Origin of the sequence: Bradyrhizobium sp. UBA2491, assembly GCF_002341725.1 — a bacterium.
Taxonomy (GTDB): domain Bacteria; phylum Pseudomonadota; class Alphaproteobacteria; order Rhizobiales; family Xanthobacteraceae; genus Bradyrhizobium.
Genome location: NZ_DDOP01000006.1, coordinates 105,388 through 124,694, shown reverse-complemented (window position 1 = coordinate 124,694; position 19,307 = coordinate 105,388). Strand labels below are relative to the sequence as shown.

Below are 19,307 nucleotides of genomic sequence, written 5' to 3'. Positions count from 1 at the left end.
TCGCGCTTCGCGCGCCCCGGAATGACGAATGGAGAGAACGTGGGCCTCATCACAGCACGATCACCTCGCCGCAGGGCTGCGCGGCATAGAGCTTGTCGACCAGCTCCGCCCGGCGTTCGAGGCCCGCGCGCTGGTTGATGTAGCCCTTGTCGGTGAGCTCGTTGCCGTCGATCGATGGCGGCTCGACCATCAGCATCGCGCGCGCGATCCGCATGCTGCTGCCGGTGGTGGAGGCGTTGTGGGCCTGCAAGCCCTTTTCGAGGCAGGCGATCACGGCCGGGTGCCGGATCACCTCCTCATAGCTCGCATCCGCATTGCCGACGAGCTGACGGCAGGCATGCAGGTTCGGCCAGCACAGCAGGCCGATGAACTCGCGATCCTGTCCCGCAACCAGCGCGTCATGCACGACCGGCGTCGCGGCCGAGATCGCATCGGTGCGCAGCGAGCCGACATGGACGAAGGTGCCGGTGGTCAGCTTGAAGTCCTCGACCACACGGCCGGCGAAGATGATGCCTTGCAGCGGGTCCTGGGGATCGACGAACACGCCGGCATCGCCGATGCAGTAGAAGCCTTCCTCGTCGAACATCTTCGCGGTGAGGTCCGGCTGGCCGAAATAGCCCGGCGTGACGTTGACGCCGCGCAGCCGCAATTCGTACTTCGAGCCGCACGGCACCATCTTGAGCTCGACGCCGGGGAACGGCAGGCCGATCAGGCCGACGCGCTCGGTGTCCCAATAGGTGCCGGTCGAGGTCGGCGCGGTCTCGGTCGAGCCCCAGCCGGTGTAGAACACGATGCGCTCGCCTGACGTCTTCACCGCCAGCGCCTGCATGCGGTCGTAGAGATCGTCGGGCAACCGCGCGCCGCCATAGGCCATGATCGAGAGGTTCTTGAAGAAGCTCGCGCACAGCGCCGCGTCCTTCTCCATCGCGGCCGCAAGCGCGGCATAGCCGGCGGGCACGTTGGCGTAGTAGGTCGGCGACACCTCGCGCAGGTTCCTGATGGTCTCCTCGAAAAGACCCGGCATCGGCCGGCCGTCGTCGATATAGAGCGTGCCGCCATCGACCAGCACCGGATTGAACGCGGCGTTGCCGCCCATGGTGTGATTCCACGGCATCCAGTCGAGCACGGTCGGGATCGGTCCAGCCGTTTCGCGCGGACGCACCTGCATCATCATCGCCGCGTTGGCGCACATCATCTGCTGGGTGTTGATGACGGCCTTGGGCATGCCGGTCGAGCCCGAGGTGAATAGCAGCTTGCCGGTGGTGTCGGGCGTGATCTTGGCAATGGACTCATCGACCGCTGATGTCACCGGCGTCGCCGCGAGATCGGCAAAGGCCGTGCTCTTGATGCCCTCGCAGGGCCGCAGCACGTGAATGACGGTGATGCCCGTGAGATCAAGCGCTTTCAGCGCCTTCTCGAAGGCAGGTCCGTCCTGCACCATCACGACGGCAGGCTTGATCAGGTTGAAGAGATATTTGAGCTTGAGATGATCCTGGCTCATCAGCGAATAGGCCGGCGATACGGGCGCGGCCGGCAGCCGCGCCTGCATCGCGGCCTGCGTCATCAGCGCGTGTTCGATCGAGTTGCCCGAGAGGATCGCGACGGGCCGGCCCTCGCCGACACCGAGATTGAGCAGGCTTTGGGTCAGCGCATCGACGGTGCGCTTGGCTTCACCGTAGGAGACCTTGCGCCACTGCCGGTCGGGGCCGCCGCGCTGCGCGAGCCAGATGCGCTCGGGCGCCTGTGCCGCCCATTTGGCGAGGTACGCCGGGATGTGCGTTTCGTAGGCCTGGAGTGGAATCCGCGACTTCAAGACGACAGTGCCGTCGTCGCGCCGTTCGACCGCGATGTCACGCGCGAGCCAATCCACCTTGCGGAAGGCGGGTTTCGTCAGCATCGCCGCGTCTCCATCCATTTTGCGTCTCCCGGAATTCTTGTCCTTTTGAGGATCTGTTCTCAGCGCCTGATATAGACAGGCTTTCGTTTCTCAAGGAAGGCCCTGATGCCTTCCTGGAAATCTTCCGACCGGCTGCATAGCACCTGATTACGATCCTCCATCGCAATCACGGCTTCGATCGAGCCGGCGTCGACGCTCATGTTGATGCATTCCTTCGAGAGGCGCAGGCCGACCGGCGAGGCCGTCATCATCGCATCGATGTAAGGATTGGCGGCGGTATCGAGATCGGCGACCTCGACGACTTCAGACACGAGACCGACGGCAAGCGCGCGATCGGCATTGATGAAGCGCCCGGTCAGGATCAGCTCTGACGCCACCGACACGCCGACGAGGCGCGGCAGGAAATAGCTGGTGCCGATGTCGCAGCCGCCGAGCCCGAGCTTGATGAAGGCGCAGTTCATCCGCGCGGTCTTCGCCGCGATGCGGATGTCGGCCGCGAGCGCCAGCGCGAAGCCGCCGCCGGCGGCCGCGCCTTGCACCAGCGCGATGATCGGCTGCGGAGCGCGCCGCATCAACATCACGATGTCGGCGATGCGACGCTGCGAGTCCAGGGATTCAGTGACGCCCGGCGGCTCGGTCTGCCCGCCGCGCCGCGCCATCACGTGCTTGAGGTCGAGTCCGGCGCAGAAATTCGCGCCAGCGCCCTTCAGCACCACGACCCGGGTGTCGCGATTGCGCTGCAAGCCCTGGAAATAGGTGTTGAGCGCGTCGATCAGCGAAGGGTCGAGCGCGTTGAGGCTGTCGGGGCGATTGAGCGTGACCCAATCGACTCCGTCGTGATGTTCGATCAGCAGCGGATTTGTCACGCGTCACACTCCTGCATCTGCGGATGCGGTGCGGGTTAATGCGCCCTCCCCCCTTGCGGGAGAGGGCATGTGCGTGGTTGCCGCGTGTTCGCTTCAGAGAGGGGTGGCCGCGGCGAGAACCCCTCTCCCGGCAGCCTTCGCTGCCGCCCTCCCCCACAAGGGGGGAGGGTTGAGACAAGGCGCGCGCTAGCGCGGCGCCATGCGGATGGCGCCGTCGAGGCGGATGGTCTCGCCGTTGAGCATGGGGTTCTCAACGATGTGGACGGCGAGGTTGCCGTATTCCGAGGCGTCGCCGAGACGGGCCGGGTGCGGCACCTGGGCGCCGAGGCTCTTGCGCGCTTCTTCGTTGAGACCCATCAGCAGCGGCGTCAGGAACAGGCCGGGCGCGATGGTGTTGACGCGGATCTTCAGGCTCGCGAGGTCGCGCGCGGCCGGCAGCGTGAGGCCGACGACGCCGCCCTTCGAGGCGGCATAGGCGATCTGGCCGATCTGGCCTTCATAGGCCGCAACGGAAGCCGTGTTGATCACGACGCCGCGCTCCTCGCCGACCGTCTCGGCGGTGGCGAGGCGCTCGGCGAACAGGCGGAGCACATTGAAGGTGCCGATCAGATTGACATTGATGATGCGGACGAATTTCGCCAGCGGGTACGTTCCGTCCTTGCCGATAATGCGCTGCGAGCCGCCGATGCCGGCGCAGTTCATCAGCACACGGGCAACGCCGTGCGCGGCTTCGGCCTTGGCGATCGCGGCCTTGATCGCTTCCTCGTCGGTGACGTCGGCGTGCAGGGCAACGCCTTTCACCTCGGCGGCGACCTTCTCGGCGTTTTCCTTGTTCTGGTCGATCACGCCGATCTTGGCGCCCTTGGCGGCCATGGCGCGCGCGGTCGCGGCGCCGAGGCCGGAGCCACCGCCGGTGATGAGAACGGCAACATCTTTCAACTGCATGGGAACAACCTTTCCTTGGGCGTTTTCTCGGGCGTTTCTTCTCTGGACTTCGAACTTTGTTATCCGGCGGCGATCACTGCCGTTGCCTGGTCGGGATTGAGCACGCCGCCGAAGATCAAGGCTTCCATGTGCTTGATGTATTCGCGGCAGACCTCGTCGGTGACCGGACCGACGCCGACCGCGCGCGACATCGCATGGCGGCCGAAGAACAGGTGATCGCAGGCGCCGATCAGGCTGGTGTAGAACAGCACCGGATCGATCTTGCGGAATTCGCCGGCCTTGATGCCTTCGGCGAGCAGCCGGCGGTGAAAATCCAACAGCGGCGCGACGAAGAATTTCGACACTTCGTTGGCGGCGGAAGGCGAGCTCTCGTGCAGGAGATAATGGATCAGCCGGTTCATATAGGGGAACTGGTGATAGGCACGGATGATGCCGCCGATATGCAGGCGCAGTTTCGCCGATGGCGTGATCGGCTGGCTGATCAGGTATTCGAGCTGCGACATCTCGGTGGCGGCATCGCGCGCCAGCAGGGCCAGCAGCAGCCCGTCCTTGTTGCCGAAATGATATTTCACCAGGGCCGCGTTGACGCCCGACTTCTGGGCGATGTCGGACAGCGAAACCTCGATCGAGGCGCGCTCGATCATCAGCTCGCTGGCTGCGACCAATAGCTTGTCGGCGGTGGCATTTTTGCCCGCGGCGAGTTTCGTCGGTACGCTGGTGTTCAACTGCGCTCTGGTCCCGCTCTGTGTCTGGACACGACGGTAAATCGAGGCCGCACATAAGCCCATGGCGGGGCTGCACTCAAGAGTTAATTGATTGATTGACTAAATGCTGAGCCGCCCCTTAAATCCGGCCCAACTCAAAGACCGATCAATCCAGAAACATCAGGGAGATCAGACATGGCCGAGGCCTATATCGTCGCCGCCGCTCGCACCGCGGGCGGCCGCAAGGGAGGGCGTCTCGCCGGCTGGCATCCGGCCGATCTGGCCGCCACCGTGCTCGATGCGCTGGTCGATCGCACCGGCGTCGATCCCGCGCAGGTCGAGGACGTCATCATGGGCTGCGTGATGCAGGCCGGCGAGCAGTCCACCAACGTCGCCCGCAACGCTGTGATGGCCTCGAAGCTGCCGGAGAGCGTGCCCGCGACCTCGATCGACCGCCAGTGCGGCTCCTCGCAGCAGGCGCTGCACTTCGCCGCGCAGGCGGTGATGTCTGGCACCATGGACTGCGTGATCGCCGCCGGCGTGGAATCGATGACCCGCGTGCCGATGGGCCTCGCCTCCTCGCTGCCGGCCAAGAACGGCTTCGGCCATTACAAGAGCCCGGGGATCGAGGCGAAATATCCCAACATCGTGTTCAGCCAGTTCACCGGCGCGGAGATGATGGCCGAGAAGTACGGCCTGTCGAAGGATGAGCTCGACGAATATTCCTACAACAGCCATCAGCGCGCGATCGCGGCGACCCAGGCCGGCCACTTCAAGGACGAGATCGTGCCGGTCCAGATCACCCGCGCCGACGGCTCGACCGACACCCACCACATCGACGAGGGCATCCGCTTCGACGCCAGCCTCGACGGCATCAAGGGCGTCAAGCTGATCGCCGAGAACGGCAAGCTGACCGCGGCCAGCGCCAGCCAGATCTGCGACGGCGCCTCCGGCGTGATGGTCGTCAACGAGAAGGGCCTGAAGGCGCTCGGCCTCACGCCGATGGCGCGCATCCATCATCTCACCATGATGGGCGGTGATCCCGTGATCATGCTGGAAGCGCCGCTGCCGGCGACCCAGCGTGCCCTGCAAAAGGCCGGCATGACAATCGACGACATCGACCTGTTCGAGGTCAACGAAGCCTTCGCCTCGGTGCCGACCGCATGGCTGAAGACCACCGGCGCCGACCCGGCGCGGCTCAACGTCAATGGCGGCGCGATCGCGCTCGGCCATCCGCTCGGCGGCAGCGGCACCAAGCTGATGACCACGCTGCTGCATGCCCTGAAGCAGCGCAACAAGCGCTACGGCTTGCAGACCATGTGTGAAGGCGGCGGCATGGCCAACGTCACGATCGTCGAGCGGCTGTAGGAAGAGTCCGCATCGGCGGCAACAACAATAGTGTCGTCCCGGCGAAGGCCGGGACCCATAACCACAGGCACCCGTGGTTAGGCCCGGCTGGGGCCACAGCCCAGTCCAACAACAAAAATTTGTGGTTATGGGTCCCGGCCTTCGCCGGGACGACCACTATTGATGCCTTGAGGAAACACAATGACCCACCCCTCCATCCACGCGCGCAACCATCCGGACAAGATCGCCTACCAGATGGCGGGCAGCGGCAAGGCCATCACCTACCGCGAGCTCGACGAGCTCTCGAACCAGGGCGCGCATCTGTTCCGCTCGCTCGGCCTGAAGCCCGGCGACCACATCGCGATCCTGATGGAGAACCGCCTCGCCTTCATGGAGATCTGCTGGGCCGCGCAGCGCTCGGGCCTCTATTACACGGCGATCAGCCGCTATCTGACCGAAGAGGAGATCGCCTACATCATCAAGGACTGCGGCGCCAAGGTGTTCATCACCACGCCGCAATGCGCCGACAAGGTGAAGGGCCTGATCAAGGGCGAGGCGGGCGAGCCGCTGTTCTACATGATGGACGAGCCGGCGCCCGGCTTCCGCTCCTACGACAAGGAAGCCGCCGCGCAGCCGACCACGCCGGTGGCCGACGAGGTCGCGGGCTACGACATGCTGTATTCCTCCGGCACCACCGGGCGACCCAAGGGCATCAAGAAGGAGTTCGAGGGCAACCGGATCGATGTGCCGAACCCGTTCCTGCGCATCCTCACGGCTGACATGTGCGGCATGAATGCCGACTCGATCTACCTGTCGCCGGCGCCGCTCTATCACGCGGCTCCCTTGCGCTTCAACATGATGGCGACTGTGCTCGGCGGCACCTCCGTGATCATGGAGCATTTCGACGCCGAGGACTTCTTGAAGCAGGTCGAAAAGCACAAGGTAACGCAGTCGCAGCTGGTGCCGACCATGTTCGTGCGCATGCTGAAGCTGCCCGACGAGGTGCGCGCCCGCTACAAGGTGTCGTCGCTGAAGGGCGCGATCCACGCTGCGGCGCCCTGCCCGGTCGATGTGAAAGCGAAGATGATCGAGTGGTGGGGGCCGATCCTGATCGAGTATTACGCCGGCTCCGAAGGCAACGGCGTCACGGTCTCGACCTCGCAGCAATGGCTGACCCATCGCGGCACGGTCGGCCGCGCCGTGGTCGGCAAGGTCAAGATCCTCGACGAGAACGATCAGGAAGCGCCGATGGGGCAGATCGGTCAGGTCTATTTCGCCGACGCGCCCGTGTTCAGCTATCACAACGATCCGGAGAAGACCAAGAAGGCCTACAACGCCAAGGGCTGGTCGACGCTCGGCGACGTCGGCTACCTGGATGAGGAAGGCTTCCTCTATCTCACCGACCGCAAGAGCTACATGATCATCTCCGGCGGCGTGAACATCTATCCGCAGGAGACCGAGGACGTGCTGATCACGCATCCCGCGGTCTCCGACGTCGCGGTGTTCGGCGTGCCGAACGAGGAGATGGGCGAGGAGGTCAAGGCCGTGGTGCAGCCGCATGACATCGGCAAGGCCGGCAAGGCGCTCGAGGCCGAGTTGATCGCGTTCTGCCGGCAGCATCTGTCGCCGATCAAATGCCCGAAGAGCATCGACTTCGAGCAGGAGCTGCCGCGCACGCCGACCGGCAAGCTGGTGAAGCGCCATCTGCGCGACCGCTATTGGCCGAAAGCGCCGGCGAAGGCGTAAGCCCAGCTACAACTCCGCCGCCGGCTCGCAGGCTGCGGAGGTGGCGGCGCGCAGGTGCAGTTGGCCGTGCTGGCCGGTGCTGGTCGTGGTCCACTGCGCATCGATCTGCTGGAGATCGGCCGACAATTTGCCGCGATGGCTGCCGTCGGTCTCGAATATTCCGTTGCCGTCAGGCGAGCGCTCGAAGATCTCGACCTCGAGATCGGACAGCCGGATGAACATCCGCACGCCGATCTTCGTCACCTGACGTCCGGCTTCATATGAACCGCAGCCGAACGCTTCCGCGTTCTGCTCGTTCAGCGGCTGCACCTTGTCGAAGGTGATCACGACGTTCTGCACCGTGGTGTCGCCGTCCCACAGGAATTCGCCGATATAGGCATGCGGCAATTTCTCGGTCAGCTGCTTGATGTCGGCCGCGCGCACGGCCGACATCAGCACCAGGCTCGCGGCTGCGACAGTCAGACCAAGCTGCAATATCCAGCCGGGCAGCCCTGCACTCCTCGCGTAGCGCATGCGGTAGGCATCCCCTGAGCAAAGTTGCTATCGTGACACAATGGCCGCCAGCATACAGCCAAATGCGCTGGTTGTGCGGCGATGCCCAACAGGTGATCCCAGATGGAAGCTCTTCCCGATATCCCGCTGCCCTCCACGATCCGCTCGCGCTATGTCGACGGGATCAACGGCCTGCGCATGCATGTGCTCGAAGCGGGCTTCGAAACCTCCGGCCGCCCCAGCCTGTTGCTGCTGCACGGCTTTCCGGAGCTGGCGTTTTCCTGGCGCAAGGTGATGCCGAAGCTCGCCGCAGCCGGCTATCACGTGATCGCGCCCGACCAGCGCGGCTATGGTCGCACCACCGGCTGGAGCGCGGATTATGACGGCGATCTCGCCCCCTTCCGCCTGCCCAATCTGGTGCGCGACGCGGTCGGACTGGTCGCGGCGTTCGGCTACAAGCACGTCGATGCCGTGGTCGGGCATGATTTCGGCTCGTCGGTCGCGGCGTGGTGCGCGCTGATCCGCCCCGACGTGTTCCGCGCCGTAGTGATGATGAGCGCGCCGTTCTCAGGCCCGCCGTCGCTGCCATTCAATACGGCGAACGAGCCGGCGAAGCCCGCGACCGAAGACCCGGTCCATCGCGAACTCGCCGCGCTGTCGCGGCCGCGCAAGCATTACCAATGGTACTACTCGACGCGACCGGCCAATGCCGACATGCATCACGCGCCGCAAGGCGTGCACGACTTCCTGCGCGCCTATTACCATCACAAGAGCGCGGACTGGAAAGACAATAGGCCGTATCGGCTGGAGTCATGGTCGGCGGGCGAACTGGCAAAACTGCCGACCTATTACGTGATGGATCTCGCCAAGGACATGGCCGCGACGGTCGCCGAAGAGATGCCGTCGCGCGCCGCGATCGCCGCCAACACCTGGCTGCCGGATCGCGAGCTCGCCTATTACAGCGCGGAATACGAGCGCACCGGATTCCAGGGCGGCCTGCAATGGTATCGTTGCGGGACGTCGGGCGCGTTCGTGCCGGAACTGCAAACCTGGAGCGGGCGCAGCATCGACCAGCCATCCGCGTTCATCTCGGGCAAGCAGGATTGGGGCACCTACCAGCGGCCCGGCGTGTTCGAGGCGATGCAGGGCAAAGCCTGCACCAGGATGATCGGCTGCCATCTGGTCGACGGCGCCGGCCACTGGGTACAGCAGGAACAGCCGGACGAGGTGAGCCGGCTGCTGTTCACTTTCCTGCGAGAGGCCGGCATCGGTCCGTAAGGGCGTCAGGGTGAGAACGCTTCTAATTGATCTTCAAAGGCTTTTCTCCTTCGATCCCGCTCCGGTGACCTGTTCGGCGCACGCCGGTCGGGAACGCCAGATTTGACCTCGTTAAGAGGCAAAGCTAGATTAGAATTATTCTAATTCTAATCTAGCTGAAGAAAGAGTTGCCTTGAAGAGTTTCGCCGATCTGACCGAGCGCGAGGTGCTTGCGGTCGCGATTGCCTCCGAGGAGGAGGACAGCCGCATCTATATGAGCTTCGCCGAAGACTTGGCTGAACGCTATCCAGATACCGCAAAGATCTTCGAAGAGATGGCCGAGGAGGAGCGCGGCCATCGTCACCGGCTGCTGGAAACCTACGAGCAGCGCTTCGGACCGCACCTGCCGCCGATCCGGCGCGAGGACGTCAAGGGCTTTCTGCGCCGGCGCCCGATCTGGCTGACCAAGAATCTACCGCTGGACACCATCCGCAGGGAAGTCGAGACCATGGAGTTGGAGGCCGAGCGCTTCTACGCCAGGGCTGCCGAGAAGGCCGAGGATACGGGCGTGCGCCGCCTGCTCGGCGATCTCGCCGAAGAAGAAAAGAGTCACGAGAAGCTCGCAATCAAGCTGACCGGCGAGATCCTCAAGCCCGATGTGCGCGCCGAGGAAGACCGCACCCGGCGACGCATGTTCGTGCTGCAATACGTGCAACCGGGCCTCGCCGGATTGATGGACGGCTCGGTCTCGACGCTGGCGCCGCTGTTCGCCGCCGCTTTCGCCACCCATCACAACTGGCAGACCTTTCTGGTCGGCCTCGCCGCCTCGATCGGCGCCGGCATCAGCATGGGCTTTGCCGAGGCGTTGTCCGACGACGGCTCGCTGACCGGCCGCGGCTCGCCCTGGCTGCGCGGCATCACCTGCGGCTTGATGACGACGCTCGGCGGCCTCGGCCACACCATTCCCTATCTGGTGCCCGACGCCTGGCCCAATGCATTCTGGATCGCGACCGCGATCGCCGGGATCGTCGTGTTCTTCGAATTGTGGGCGATCGCCTTCATCCGCTCGCGCTACATGGACACGCCGTTCTTGCAGGCCGTGTTCCAGATCGTGCTCGGCGGCGCGATCGTGCTCGCGGTCGGCATATTGATCGGTGCGGCGTAGCTGAGCGGGCGGGGGCAAAGATGCGGCATCACCATCAAGCCCGCTATTTGGCCAGCGCTGCGCTTGGTGCCGCGCTGCTCTCATGGAGCGGCAGCGTGCGGGCGACCGACGAGATCCAGGTCTACAACGCCGCCATTGCCGAGGTCGGGCAATTCACCATCCAGCAACATCTCAACTATGTCGGCGTCGGCCAGAAAGACCCGCCGTTCCCCGGCGGCTTTCCGTCCAACCACAGCCTCAACGGCACGCCGGAATTCGCCTATGGCATGACTGACTGGTGGGAGCTCGGGCTCTATCTGCCGTTCGCGGTGCAGGACCAGCAGTTCCTGTCCGATGCGTTCAAGCTGCGCACGCTGTTCGTCTCGCCCAACGCCGACAAGCGCAACCTGTTCTACGGCATCAATTTCGAGCTCAGCTACGAGATGCCAAAATTCGCGCAGACCCGTTGGGGCCTCGAGATCCGGCCGATCATCGGCGTGCGCAATGCGGACTATGAATTCATCGTCAACCCGATCGTCGACGTCGGCTTCGGCAGGTATGGCGAGGCGGACTTCGCACCGGCCGCGCGCGTGGCGCGCAAGCTGAAGGACGATGTCTATGTCGGCCTCGAATATTACGCCGACTTCGGCAAGATCGGCAATTTCAGCCCGCTGGCACAACAACAGCACACGCTGTTCGCTGTCACCGACTTCAAGGTCGGCGACGTCGACATCGATTTCGGCGTTGGTTACGGCCTGACGCCGGCGTCCGACCGGCTCGTGTTCAAGACCATCATCGGCTACGCATTTCCGGTGCCCGGAGCCAAGGAGGCTGCGGGAGAGCGATCGAGCGCGAACGGCGCAATCAATCCGATGGCACATCTGTCGGCGCGCACCACGCCGTATTAGCACGCTCCAGATCCCTGGCAGCTCGCGCCCACGCAATTGCGATCAAGTGAACCTTGCCCGTCTGCTCCATTCTGCGCATGATCGCCGCCAAAACCAGGGAGCATGCCGTGGCCAAATCGCAATGGAGTTTCAAGACCGCCATCGAACTGTCGGAGGCGTTGCGCAGAAAGCAGGTCTCGGCGGTCGAGCTTGCGGAAGATGCGATCGGCCGCATCGAGCGCCACGACGGCAAGGTCAACGCGATCTGCGTGCGCGATTTCGATCGCGGCCTCGCTGCCGCACGCGCCGCCGACGCCGCAATTGCGCGCGGCGAGCACAAGCCGCTGCTCGGCATCCCGATGACGGTGAAGGAATCCTTCAACGTCGCGGGCCTACCGACCACCTGGGGCTTCCTGCCGCAAAAGGACTTCGTCCCGGCCGAGGACGCGCTCTCGATCCAGCGGGTGAAGGACGCCGGCGGCGTGATCCTCGGCAAGACCAACGTGCCGGTGGGGCTCGCCGACTGGCAGAGCTACAACGAGATCTACGGCACCACCAACAATCCCTACGACCTCGGCCGCACGCCCGGCGGCTCCTCCGGCGGATCGTCGGCGGCGCTCGCCGCGGGTTATGGCGCGCTGTCGCTCGGCTCCGACATCGGCGGTTCGCTGCGCGTGCCGGGATTCCACTGCGGCATCTATGCGCACAAGCCGACCTTTGCGCTGCTGCCGTCGCGCGGTCACACCCCGCCGCCGCTGCCGCCGCTGCCGTTCGATCGCGACCTGTCGGTGATCGGCCCGATGGCGCGCGGCGCGGCCGATCTCGCACTGCTGCTCGACGTAATGGCCGGCCCCGACCCGCTCGAAGCGGGCAAGGCCTACCGGCTCGACCTGCCCGCGGCGCGCCACAGCACGTTGAAGGATTTCCGCATCCTGGTGATCGACAGCGATCCGGTGCTGCCGACCGATAAGGTGATCCGCGGAAGCATCGACAAGCTCGCCAGCAATCTCGACAGGGCCGGCGCAAAGGTGTCTCGCACAAGCCCGCTGCTGCCGGACTTCGCCGCCTCCTCGCGGCTCTATATGCGGATCCTGCTGTCGTTCCTGGCGGCGAGCTTCCCGCCGGAGGTCTATGCCGGCGCCAGCGCCGCCGCGGCGGCGCTGCCGGCCGACAACACCAGCCTGCAAGCCGAACGGCTACGCGGCATCGCGCTCAGCCACCGCGACTGGGTGATCGCCGACGGCGGCCGCGCCCGGCTGCGCGCGCAGTGGCGCGAGCTGTTCAAATCGTTCGACGCGGTGATCTGCCCGATCATGCCGACCCCGGCCTATCCGCACGATCATTCGCCCGACCAGGAGCAGCGCAAGATCCTGATCGACGGCGAGCCGCACGTCTACACCGACCAGCTCGCCTGGCCCGGCATCGCGACCCTGCCCGGCCTGCCCTCCACCGCGATCCCGACCGGCTTTGCGCCCGACGGACTGCCGATCGGCGTGCAGATCGTCGGCCCGATGCTGGAAGACCGCACGCCGCTGAAGCTCGCCGAACTGATCGAACGCGAGTTCGGCGGCTTCGTGCCGCCGAAGGCGTTCGATGATTGAGTGACGCGCGCCGTCATTGCGAGCGAAGCGAAGCAATCCATATATCCGCGTATGCGGAGGCATGGATTGCTTCCTCGCGGAGCCTGTCATCGGGCGCGCGTTCGCGCGACCCGCTGGCTCCTCGCAATGACGAGGGGAATAGGGAGAAAACCAATGAGCAACGACCTCGAAGAGCTGACAAGACTCAACAAGGATTACGTCGATTCGGTGCAGAACTGCGACGTCGAGCGCTTCGATGAAATCCTGGCGCAGGATTTCTACTGCACCAATCCCGACAAGAGCCTGGTCGATCGCGCCGCCTTCCTGAAGCAGACGGCGATCCCGGTGAAGATCAAGGGACTGAAGGCCGAGGACGTCAAGATTCGCATCCTCGGCGATTTCGCCATCATCCATGCCCGCACCAGCTACAGCACCGCGGATGGCGAACCGATGCACGGCTGCTACACCGATTGCTGGGCGAGGCAGAACGGAAAATGGCTCGCGGTCTCCGCACACGTGGCGCGGTGAGGGCGAACACAACACCACCGTCGTCCCGGCGAAGGCCGGGACCCATACGCCGAGTCTGCGCTTTGGGCACAGGGTTGGACCGCTTTCTTAACCATCCAAACGGTGGTGGTTATGGGTCCCGGCCTTCGCCGGGACGACGCAAATTTAGCTGTCGAACATGATCACGCTGCGCAGCGTCTTGCCGGCTTTCATGTTGGCAAAACCCTCGTTGATCTCGGAGAGCTTCAGCTTGGCCGAGATCCAGTCTTCCAGATGCAGCTTGCCGCGCATGTAGAAGTCGACCAGGCGCGGCATGTCGACGCGGAAATGATTCGAGCCCATCGACGAGCCCTGGATGCGGCGCTCGCGCAGGAAGTCGAAGCCGTGCAGCTCGATCTTCTGACCGAACGGGATCATGCCGACGATGGTCGCGGTGCCGCCCGCGGCGAGCATGCCGAAGGCCTGCTCGGCGGTGTCCTTGCGGCCGAGCACTTCGAAGGAATGCTGCACACCGCCGCCGGTGAGTTCGCGCACCTGCTGCACGACGTCGCCGCGGGCCGGATCGACGATGTCGGTGGCGCCAAGCTTGGTCGCGAGTTGCAGCTTGGCCGGATTGGTGTCGATCGCGATGATACGGCCGGCGCCGGCGATCTGCGCACCGTTGATCGCGGCCATGCCGACGCCGCCGCAGCCGATCACCGCCACGGTCTCACCCGCGGTGACCTTCGCGGTATTCACCACGGCGCCGTAGCCGGTGATGACGCCGCAGCCGATCAGCGCGGCGAGATCGAGCGGCATCTCCTTCTTGATCTTCACGATGGCGTTCTCGTGCACCAGCATCTGCTCGGCAAAGGACGACAGATTGAGGAACTGGTTGAGCTTCTCCTTCCGGCCCCAGGACAGCCGGTTGGAGGCGCCAGGCAGCATCTTCACCGTGGTGTCGGTGCACAGCACGGTGCGGCCAGTGGTGCAATTATCGCAGGTGCCGCAGAACACCGAGAGACAGGTGACGACGTGATCGCCGGGCTTCACGTAATTGACGTCGGAGCCGACCTTCTCGACCACGCCGGCCGATTCATGGCCGAGCACGGCCGGCAGCGGGTGCGGATAGAGACCTTCCATGAAATGCAGGTCGGAATGGCAGAGGCCCGCGACCGCGGTGCGGATCAGGACCTCGCGCGGCCCGGGATTGGGCACGCTGACATCTTCGATCACCAGCGGCTGATTGACTTCATGCAGGACGGCGGCCTTCATCGGAATTTCCTCTCATGTTTTTTGTTACGCACGCTCTCCACCTCTCCCGCAGGGAGAGGTCGGAGCGCATCGAAGATGCGGTCCGGGTGAGGGGTTCGGGCCTATCGACAGAGCACTACCCCTCACCCGGATCGCTGACGCGATCCGACCTCTCCCGATAGGAGAGGTGAGACTGCGTGAGCGGCCACTGCGAGCCTACGCTGCGACAAGCAATTCGCCAACCTCGGCCATGCCGATCGCGCGATCACCGAGCAGATGCTCGGTCATCCGGCGCTGAACGGTATTTTCCGCAAGCCGGAACGGATCGCCCGGCATCACGCGGTGATCGATCACCATCCGCGACAACAACAGCCGGCGTGCATCGCCGCGCATCTCATGAATGCGGCCACCTTCCCAGGCCAGCGCGACGGCGCTTGCGACATGATAGAGCAGGCTGGTGGCACGCCGCGCATCGCCCTCATTATCGATGCGGCCTGCGACCTCGCGGGCAAACGTGATCGCGCGGTCGCTGAGCTCGCGCAGCCGGTTGCGCCAGGCCTGCGGCACATTGGCGCTGTCATCGAGCCGCGCATGCAGATCGGCGGCGAGCGCGTTGTCGGCGCCATGGCGTCCGACCGCGCGCTTCAGCGCGTCGATTGCGACGATGTTGCCGGTGCCCTCCCAGATCGAGCCGAGATGCGCATCGCGCAGCAGGCGCGGCGTGACGAATTCCTCAATGTAGCCGATGCCGCCGCGCATCTCCATGGCATCGCCGCAGACTTTTCGGGCGTCACGGGTGGCGCGGAATTTCAACGTCGGAGTCAGGATGCGGAGCAGCGCCGCGGCGTCCTGGCTGCCGGCCTCGGCGCGGTCGAGCGCATCCGCGGTGAGGAAGCTCATCGACAGCGCCTGCTCGGTCGGCAGCATGATCTTCATCAATTGCCGCCGCGCCAGCGGCAGATCGATGATGCGCTGGCCGAACACCACGCGGTTCCGCGCCACGGTGATGGCATCGTGCCAGGCACGGCGCATCAGCGCGGTCGATTTCACGCCATTGGACAGTCGCGACGAATTGACCATCTCGGCCATCTGTACGAAGCCGCGGTCGAGCTTGCCGACCGCATAGGCGATCGCGCCATCGAACTTGATCTCGCCGGAAGCCATCGAGCGGGTGCCGAGCTTGTCCTTCAAGCGCACGATCCGGTAGTGGTTCTGCGAGCCGTCGTCGAGGAAGCGCGGCATCAGGAACAGGCCGACGCCTTTGGTGCCTGGCCCCGCGCCCTCGGGGCGCGCCAGCAGCATCACTACCTTGGCATCGGCGTTCGAGCAGAACCATTTCTCGCCATAGAGCCGCCAGTGATCGCCCTCCTGCACCGCGCGCGTGGTCAGCGTGCCGACGTCGGAGCCGCCTTCCTTCTCGGTCATGAACTGGCCCCCCTGAGTCAGTCTGCTCATGTCGGTCTGGGTCAGGCCGTCGAGATATTTCGCCTTCAACGCCTCGCTGCCGAAATTATTCAGCAGCTTGGCGCAACCGTCGGTGACGTTGATCGGGCAACCCATGCCGAATTCGGTCTGGTTGAACAGGAAGGTGAAGGCATGCTTGGCGACCACGGGGTATTTGTCGGGCCAGCCCATGATGCCCTTGCGGATCGACAGCGCGTGGATGCCGAACTCGCCGAACGCGGCGTTCTCGATCTCGCGATAGGCCGGATGATATTCGATGGTCTGGACGTCGCGGCCGAACTTGTCGCGCTGGTGCAGCACTGGCGTATGGCGATCGGCGAGCCGCGCGCATTCATCGAGATGGCCGCCGGCCAATCCGCCGAGCCGGTCGAGATGCGGCTCGATGTGGCGGAACAAGGCCTCGGGCAAATGCAGCTTGAGCAGATCGGTCAGCGCGGGATCGGCGCGGTAGAAATTCATTCCCGTCGTGTCGGGCGCCAGCAGGCCCGGCTGGCTGGTGGGCGACGAGGTCAGATCCTGCGTATGCTGCTGCATTGAATTCCCGGCTTCGGTGCTCATTTGTTTGGGCACGACTATCCTCCTCCGGCCGAGCAAAGGAAAGCCCAATGGATATTCCGAAGTACAAGATCGCCCTGATCGTCGGCGCCGGCGAGGGCCTCAGCGCCTCGCTCACGCGGCTATTTTCGCGAGAGGGAATTCGGGTGGCGCTGGGCGCCCGCAGCATCGAGAAGCTCGGCGCGCTCTGCACCGAGACCGGCGCGAAGGCCTATGCTTGCGATGCCACCAAGGCCGAGGAGGTCGAACGCCTGTTCGGCCTCGTCGAGCGTGAAATCGGAACTCCGGATCTCGTGGTCTACAATGCTTCCGGCCGATCGCGCGGACCCTTCGTCGAACTCGTGCCCTCCGAGGTCGAGCAGGCGATCGCGGTGTCGGCGTTCGGCGGCTTCCTGGTGGCGCAGGAGGCGGCGAAACGCATGGTCCCCAACAAGAAGGGCGCGATCCTGTTCACCGGTGCCTCCGCCAGCGTCAAGGGCTATGCACAATCGGCGCCGTTCGCGATGGGCAAATTCGCGCTGCGCGGTCTTGCGCAGAGCATGGCGCGCGAATTGTCGCCACAGGGCATCCATGTCGCGCATTTCGTGATCGACGGCGGCATCCGCAGCGCCGCGCGCACCGAGCCCGTCGACAAGCCGGACTCGATGCTCGATCCCGACGCGATTGCCTTGAGCTACTGGAATGTGCTGCAACAACCGCGCAGCGCCTGGACCTGGGAGCTGGAATTGCGGCCCTGGGTTGAGAAGTTTTGAGATGACGAAGATCATGCAAGCGGCGTAACGTCGCCGACAACCATCCGCCGCATCCGTCATTGCGAGCGGAGCGAGGCAATCCATGCCATCACGAGCGGCGACATGGATTGCTTCGGCGCTTTGCGCCTCGCAATGACGACGAACAGGGGAAGGAACCATGACCACCGAAATCAAGATCGAAACCGGCACCGACGAACTGCTCTGCGTGATCCGCGACCGCGTCGCCATCATCACGCTGAACCGCCCGGACGCCCGCAACTCGCTGTCGGACACGCTGACGCCCGCGCTGCGCACGATGATCCGGACCTGCGGCGAGAACCCCGAGGTCGGCGTGCTGCTGGTCACCGGCGCCGGCAAGGCGTTCTGCGCCGGCGGCAACGTCAAGGGCATGGGCGCCAATCGCGACCCGAAGAAGCTCGAAATGTCCTACGAGGACAAGGTCGCGGATTTGCAGGAGCGCCAGCGCCTGCTCACCGGCGCGCTGGCCTCGGTGCGCAAGCCGACCATTGCGGCGCTGCCTGGCCCCGCGGTCGGCGCCGGCCTTGCGATCGCGATGGCCTGCGACATCCGAATCGCCGCACAATCCGCCTTCGTCTCGACCGGCTATCTGCGCGTGGCGCTGAGCGGCGATTACGGCATGGCCTGGCTGTTGACGCGGCTGGTCGGCACCTCGCGCGCCCGCGAGCTGATGTTCACCTCCGAGAAGGTCGATGCGACGAGGTGCGAACAGATCGGCCTCGTCAACCGCGTGGTGCCGGACGAGGCGCTGCACGACGAGGCGTTCGCGCTGGCGAAGTCGATGGCCGAGGGCCCGACCCTGGCGCTGCGCTACATGAAGGACAATCTCGACGAGGCGCTGCAATTCGACTTCGCCACCGCGCGCGACCACGAGGCCGAGCGGCTGATCCGCCTCACCACGACCGCCGATCACAAGGAGGCGGTGCAGGCCTTCATCGAGAAGCGCAAGCCGGTGTTTAAAGGGAATTGAGCGCATAGCGCCCTCGAAATCACCTCTCCCTTTTGTGGGAGAGGTCGGATTGCATCGAAAGATGCAATCCGGGCGAGGGGTTCAAGCCCCTCCGTGAGCACGAGCCTGCCGCGAGACTGCACCCCTCACCCGCAGCGCATTCCGCTGCGCTGCATGCACTGCGGCCTCTCCCACAAGGGGAGAGGCGACAGCGGAGCGAGTGGTGAAGGCAGAGAAAGAAAAGGGCCCGGTTCTGGGGAGGCCAGAACCGGGCCTAGTCAGTCAAACCGCAAGCGAGGACATCGCGGCCGAGCGGGAAGTGGCGGCAAGCCGCCAGCTGGCACATGGAATGTCTTGCGGCTCGACGTGGAGCTCTTTCGCGAAGCGCACCAGCTTCCAGTCGCCGGGGCTTTGCACGAAGGCGTAGTCGGACTTGCGAGCCAGGCCGATCATGCTGGCATTGGAACGCAACGTGTCGCCAAAGATGCGCTCGGCTCCGAAGGACGCCGCGCGGCATTCGAGATTCTTCAACAGCGCCTTGCCAATGCCGTGGCCCTGCCACCGGTCATCGATCGACAGGCCGAACTCGACGCTCGACGTATCGGCATGGAAGGCGTAGCGCGCTTCGCCGACAATGGTCTCGAAACCATCGACCAGCATCGTCGCGACCACCGTGAACCGGTCAGCCTCGCCGACATGGATGAAGCGCTCGAGCTCCGTCTTCGGCAGCTCGCTCAACGCGCCCAGGAAGCGGTTGTAACGGGAACTCGCGGAGAGCGAACGGATGTAGCTCTGCAGCTCTTCGCGGTCGCGCGGCTCGACGAAGCGCACCTTGATCTCGCTGCCGTCCTTGGCGCGCAGCACATCGGAGTATTGCTTCAGATCATCGAGACGCAGCGCAGTCATGACACGCTCCTCGGGCGAAGAAATTGGCCGGCGTCCCTCATTGAGGCGGCGCCAGCGA

Annotated in this window: 17 protein-coding genes; 9 read left to right on the top strand and 8 right to left on the bottom strand. The window is 64.7% G+C overall.

The features are described from left to right. Positions 1–49: 49 nt before the first annotated feature. From B2W55_RS01980 to B2W55_RS01965, 4 genes are all read right to left on the bottom strand, one after another. The gene (locus B2W55_RS01980) at positions 50–1,915 is read right to left on the bottom strand and encodes an AMP-binding protein (protein ID WP_024581677.1); all 1,866 of its coding nucleotides are present in this window, start codon (positions 1,913–1,915) and stop codon (positions 50–52) included. A 41-nt stretch (positions 1,916–1,956) separates the two neighbouring features. Beyond that, positions 1,957–2,763, bottom strand: coding sequence for an enoyl-CoA hydratase/isomerase family protein (locus B2W55_RS01975; protein ID WP_024581676.1), 807 nt, complete (start codon positions 2,761–2,763; stop codon positions 1,957–1,959). Between the two features lie 186 nt (positions 2,764–2,949). Then, on the bottom strand, positions 2,950–3,708 hold the full coding sequence (locus tag B2W55_RS01970) for an SDR family NAD(P)-dependent oxidoreductase (RefSeq protein ID WP_024581675.1): 759 nt from the start codon (positions 3,706–3,708) through the stop codon (positions 2,950–2,952). Between the two features lie 59 nt (positions 3,709–3,767). Then, positions 3,768–4,496, bottom strand: a complete 729-nt coding sequence (locus tag B2W55_RS01965; RefSeq protein ID WP_035635965.1) for a TetR family transcriptional regulator — start codon at positions 4,494–4,496, stop codon at positions 3,768–3,770. 111 nt (positions 4,497–4,607) lie between these two features. On the opposite strand from B2W55_RS01965, the gene B2W55_RS01960 reads away from it, so the two are divergent. Both B2W55_RS01960 and B2W55_RS01955 read left to right on the top strand, forming a co-directional pair. Then, positions 4,608–5,780 (top strand): acetyl-CoA C-acetyltransferase, encoded by a 1,173-nt coding sequence (locus B2W55_RS01960; RefSeq protein WP_024581673.1) that lies wholly within the window; start codon positions 4,608–4,610, stop codon positions 5,778–5,780. 180 nt (positions 5,781–5,960) lie between these two features. Beyond that, a complete protein-coding gene (locus B2W55_RS01955) occupies positions 5,961–7,505 on the top strand; it encodes an acyl-CoA synthetase (RefSeq protein WP_024581672.1) in 1,545 nt (514 codons plus the stop codon). A 6-nt stretch (positions 7,506–7,511) separates the two neighbouring features. Here B2W55_RS01955 and B2W55_RS01950 read toward each other — a convergent pair whose 3' ends face one another. Continuing rightward, positions 7,512–8,018 (bottom strand): hypothetical protein, encoded by a 507-nt coding sequence (locus B2W55_RS01950; RefSeq protein WP_024581671.1) that lies wholly within the window; start codon positions 8,016–8,018, stop codon positions 7,512–7,514. A 102-nt stretch (positions 8,019–8,120) separates the two neighbouring features. Between B2W55_RS01950 and B2W55_RS01945 the strand changes: the two genes are divergently transcribed. The 5 genes from B2W55_RS01945 to B2W55_RS01925 all read left to right on the top strand — a co-directional run bounded on the left by B2W55_RS01945 (position 8,121) and on the right by B2W55_RS01925 (position 13,393). Then, a complete protein-coding gene (locus tag B2W55_RS01945; RefSeq protein WP_024581670.1) occupies positions 8,121–9,275 on the top strand; it encodes an alpha/beta fold hydrolase in 1,155 nt (384 codons plus the stop codon). 172 nt (positions 9,276–9,447) lie between these two features. Beyond that, positions 9,448–10,419 (top strand): iron exporter MbfA, encoded by a 972-nt coding sequence (mbfA, locus tag B2W55_RS01940; RefSeq protein ID WP_024581669.1) that lies wholly within the window; start codon positions 9,448–9,450, stop codon positions 10,417–10,419. A gap of 95 nt (positions 10,420–10,514) precedes the next feature. After that, positions 10,515–11,306 carry a hypothetical protein gene (locus B2W55_RS01935; protein WP_291532176.1) on the top strand — a complete coding sequence of 264 codons (792 nt, stop codon included), beginning with the start codon at positions 10,515–10,517 and terminating at the stop codon, positions 11,304–11,306. Between the two features lie 107 nt (positions 11,307–11,413). Next, a complete protein-coding gene (locus B2W55_RS01930) occupies positions 11,414–12,886 on the top strand; it encodes an amidase (RefSeq protein WP_024581667.1) in 1,473 nt (490 codons plus the stop codon). Positions 12,887–13,039: 153 nt separating this feature from the next. After that, on the top strand, positions 13,040–13,393 hold the full coding sequence (locus tag B2W55_RS01925) for a nuclear transport factor 2 family protein (RefSeq protein ID WP_024581666.1): 354 nt from the start codon (positions 13,040–13,042) through the stop codon (positions 13,391–13,393). A gap of 144 nt (positions 13,394–13,537) precedes the next feature. Here the strand turns inward: B2W55_RS01925 and B2W55_RS01920 are convergent, their stop codons facing one another. Together B2W55_RS01920 and B2W55_RS01915 are read right to left on the bottom strand one after the other, a co-directional pair. Next, a complete protein-coding gene (locus B2W55_RS01920) occupies positions 13,538–14,626 on the bottom strand; it encodes a Zn-dependent alcohol dehydrogenase (protein WP_024581665.1) in 1,089 nt (362 codons plus the stop codon). A 195-nt stretch (positions 14,627–14,821) separates the two neighbouring features. Further along, positions 14,822–16,603 (bottom strand): acyl-CoA dehydrogenase family protein, encoded by a 1,782-nt coding sequence (locus B2W55_RS01915; protein WP_024581664.1) that lies wholly within the window; start codon positions 16,601–16,603, stop codon positions 14,822–14,824. A gap of 71 nt (positions 16,604–16,674) precedes the next feature. On the opposite strand from B2W55_RS01915, the gene B2W55_RS01910 reads away from it, so the two are divergent. Next, positions 16,675–17,376, top strand: coding sequence for an SDR family oxidoreductase (locus tag B2W55_RS01910; protein ID WP_024581663.1), 702 nt, complete (start codon positions 16,675–16,677; stop codon positions 17,374–17,376). 157 nt (positions 17,377–17,533) lie between these two features. Further along, positions 17,534–18,364 (top strand): enoyl-CoA hydratase, encoded by an 831-nt coding sequence (locus tag B2W55_RS01905; protein WP_024581662.1) that lies wholly within the window; start codon positions 17,534–17,536, stop codon positions 18,362–18,364. Between the two features lie 261 nt (positions 18,365–18,625). On the opposite strand, the gene B2W55_RS01900 is transcribed toward B2W55_RS01905, so the two are convergent. After that, positions 18,626–19,249, bottom strand: coding sequence for a GNAT family N-acetyltransferase (locus tag B2W55_RS01900; protein WP_024581661.1), 624 nt, complete (start codon positions 19,247–19,249; stop codon positions 18,626–18,628). Positions 19,250–19,307 lie beyond the last annotated feature (58 nt).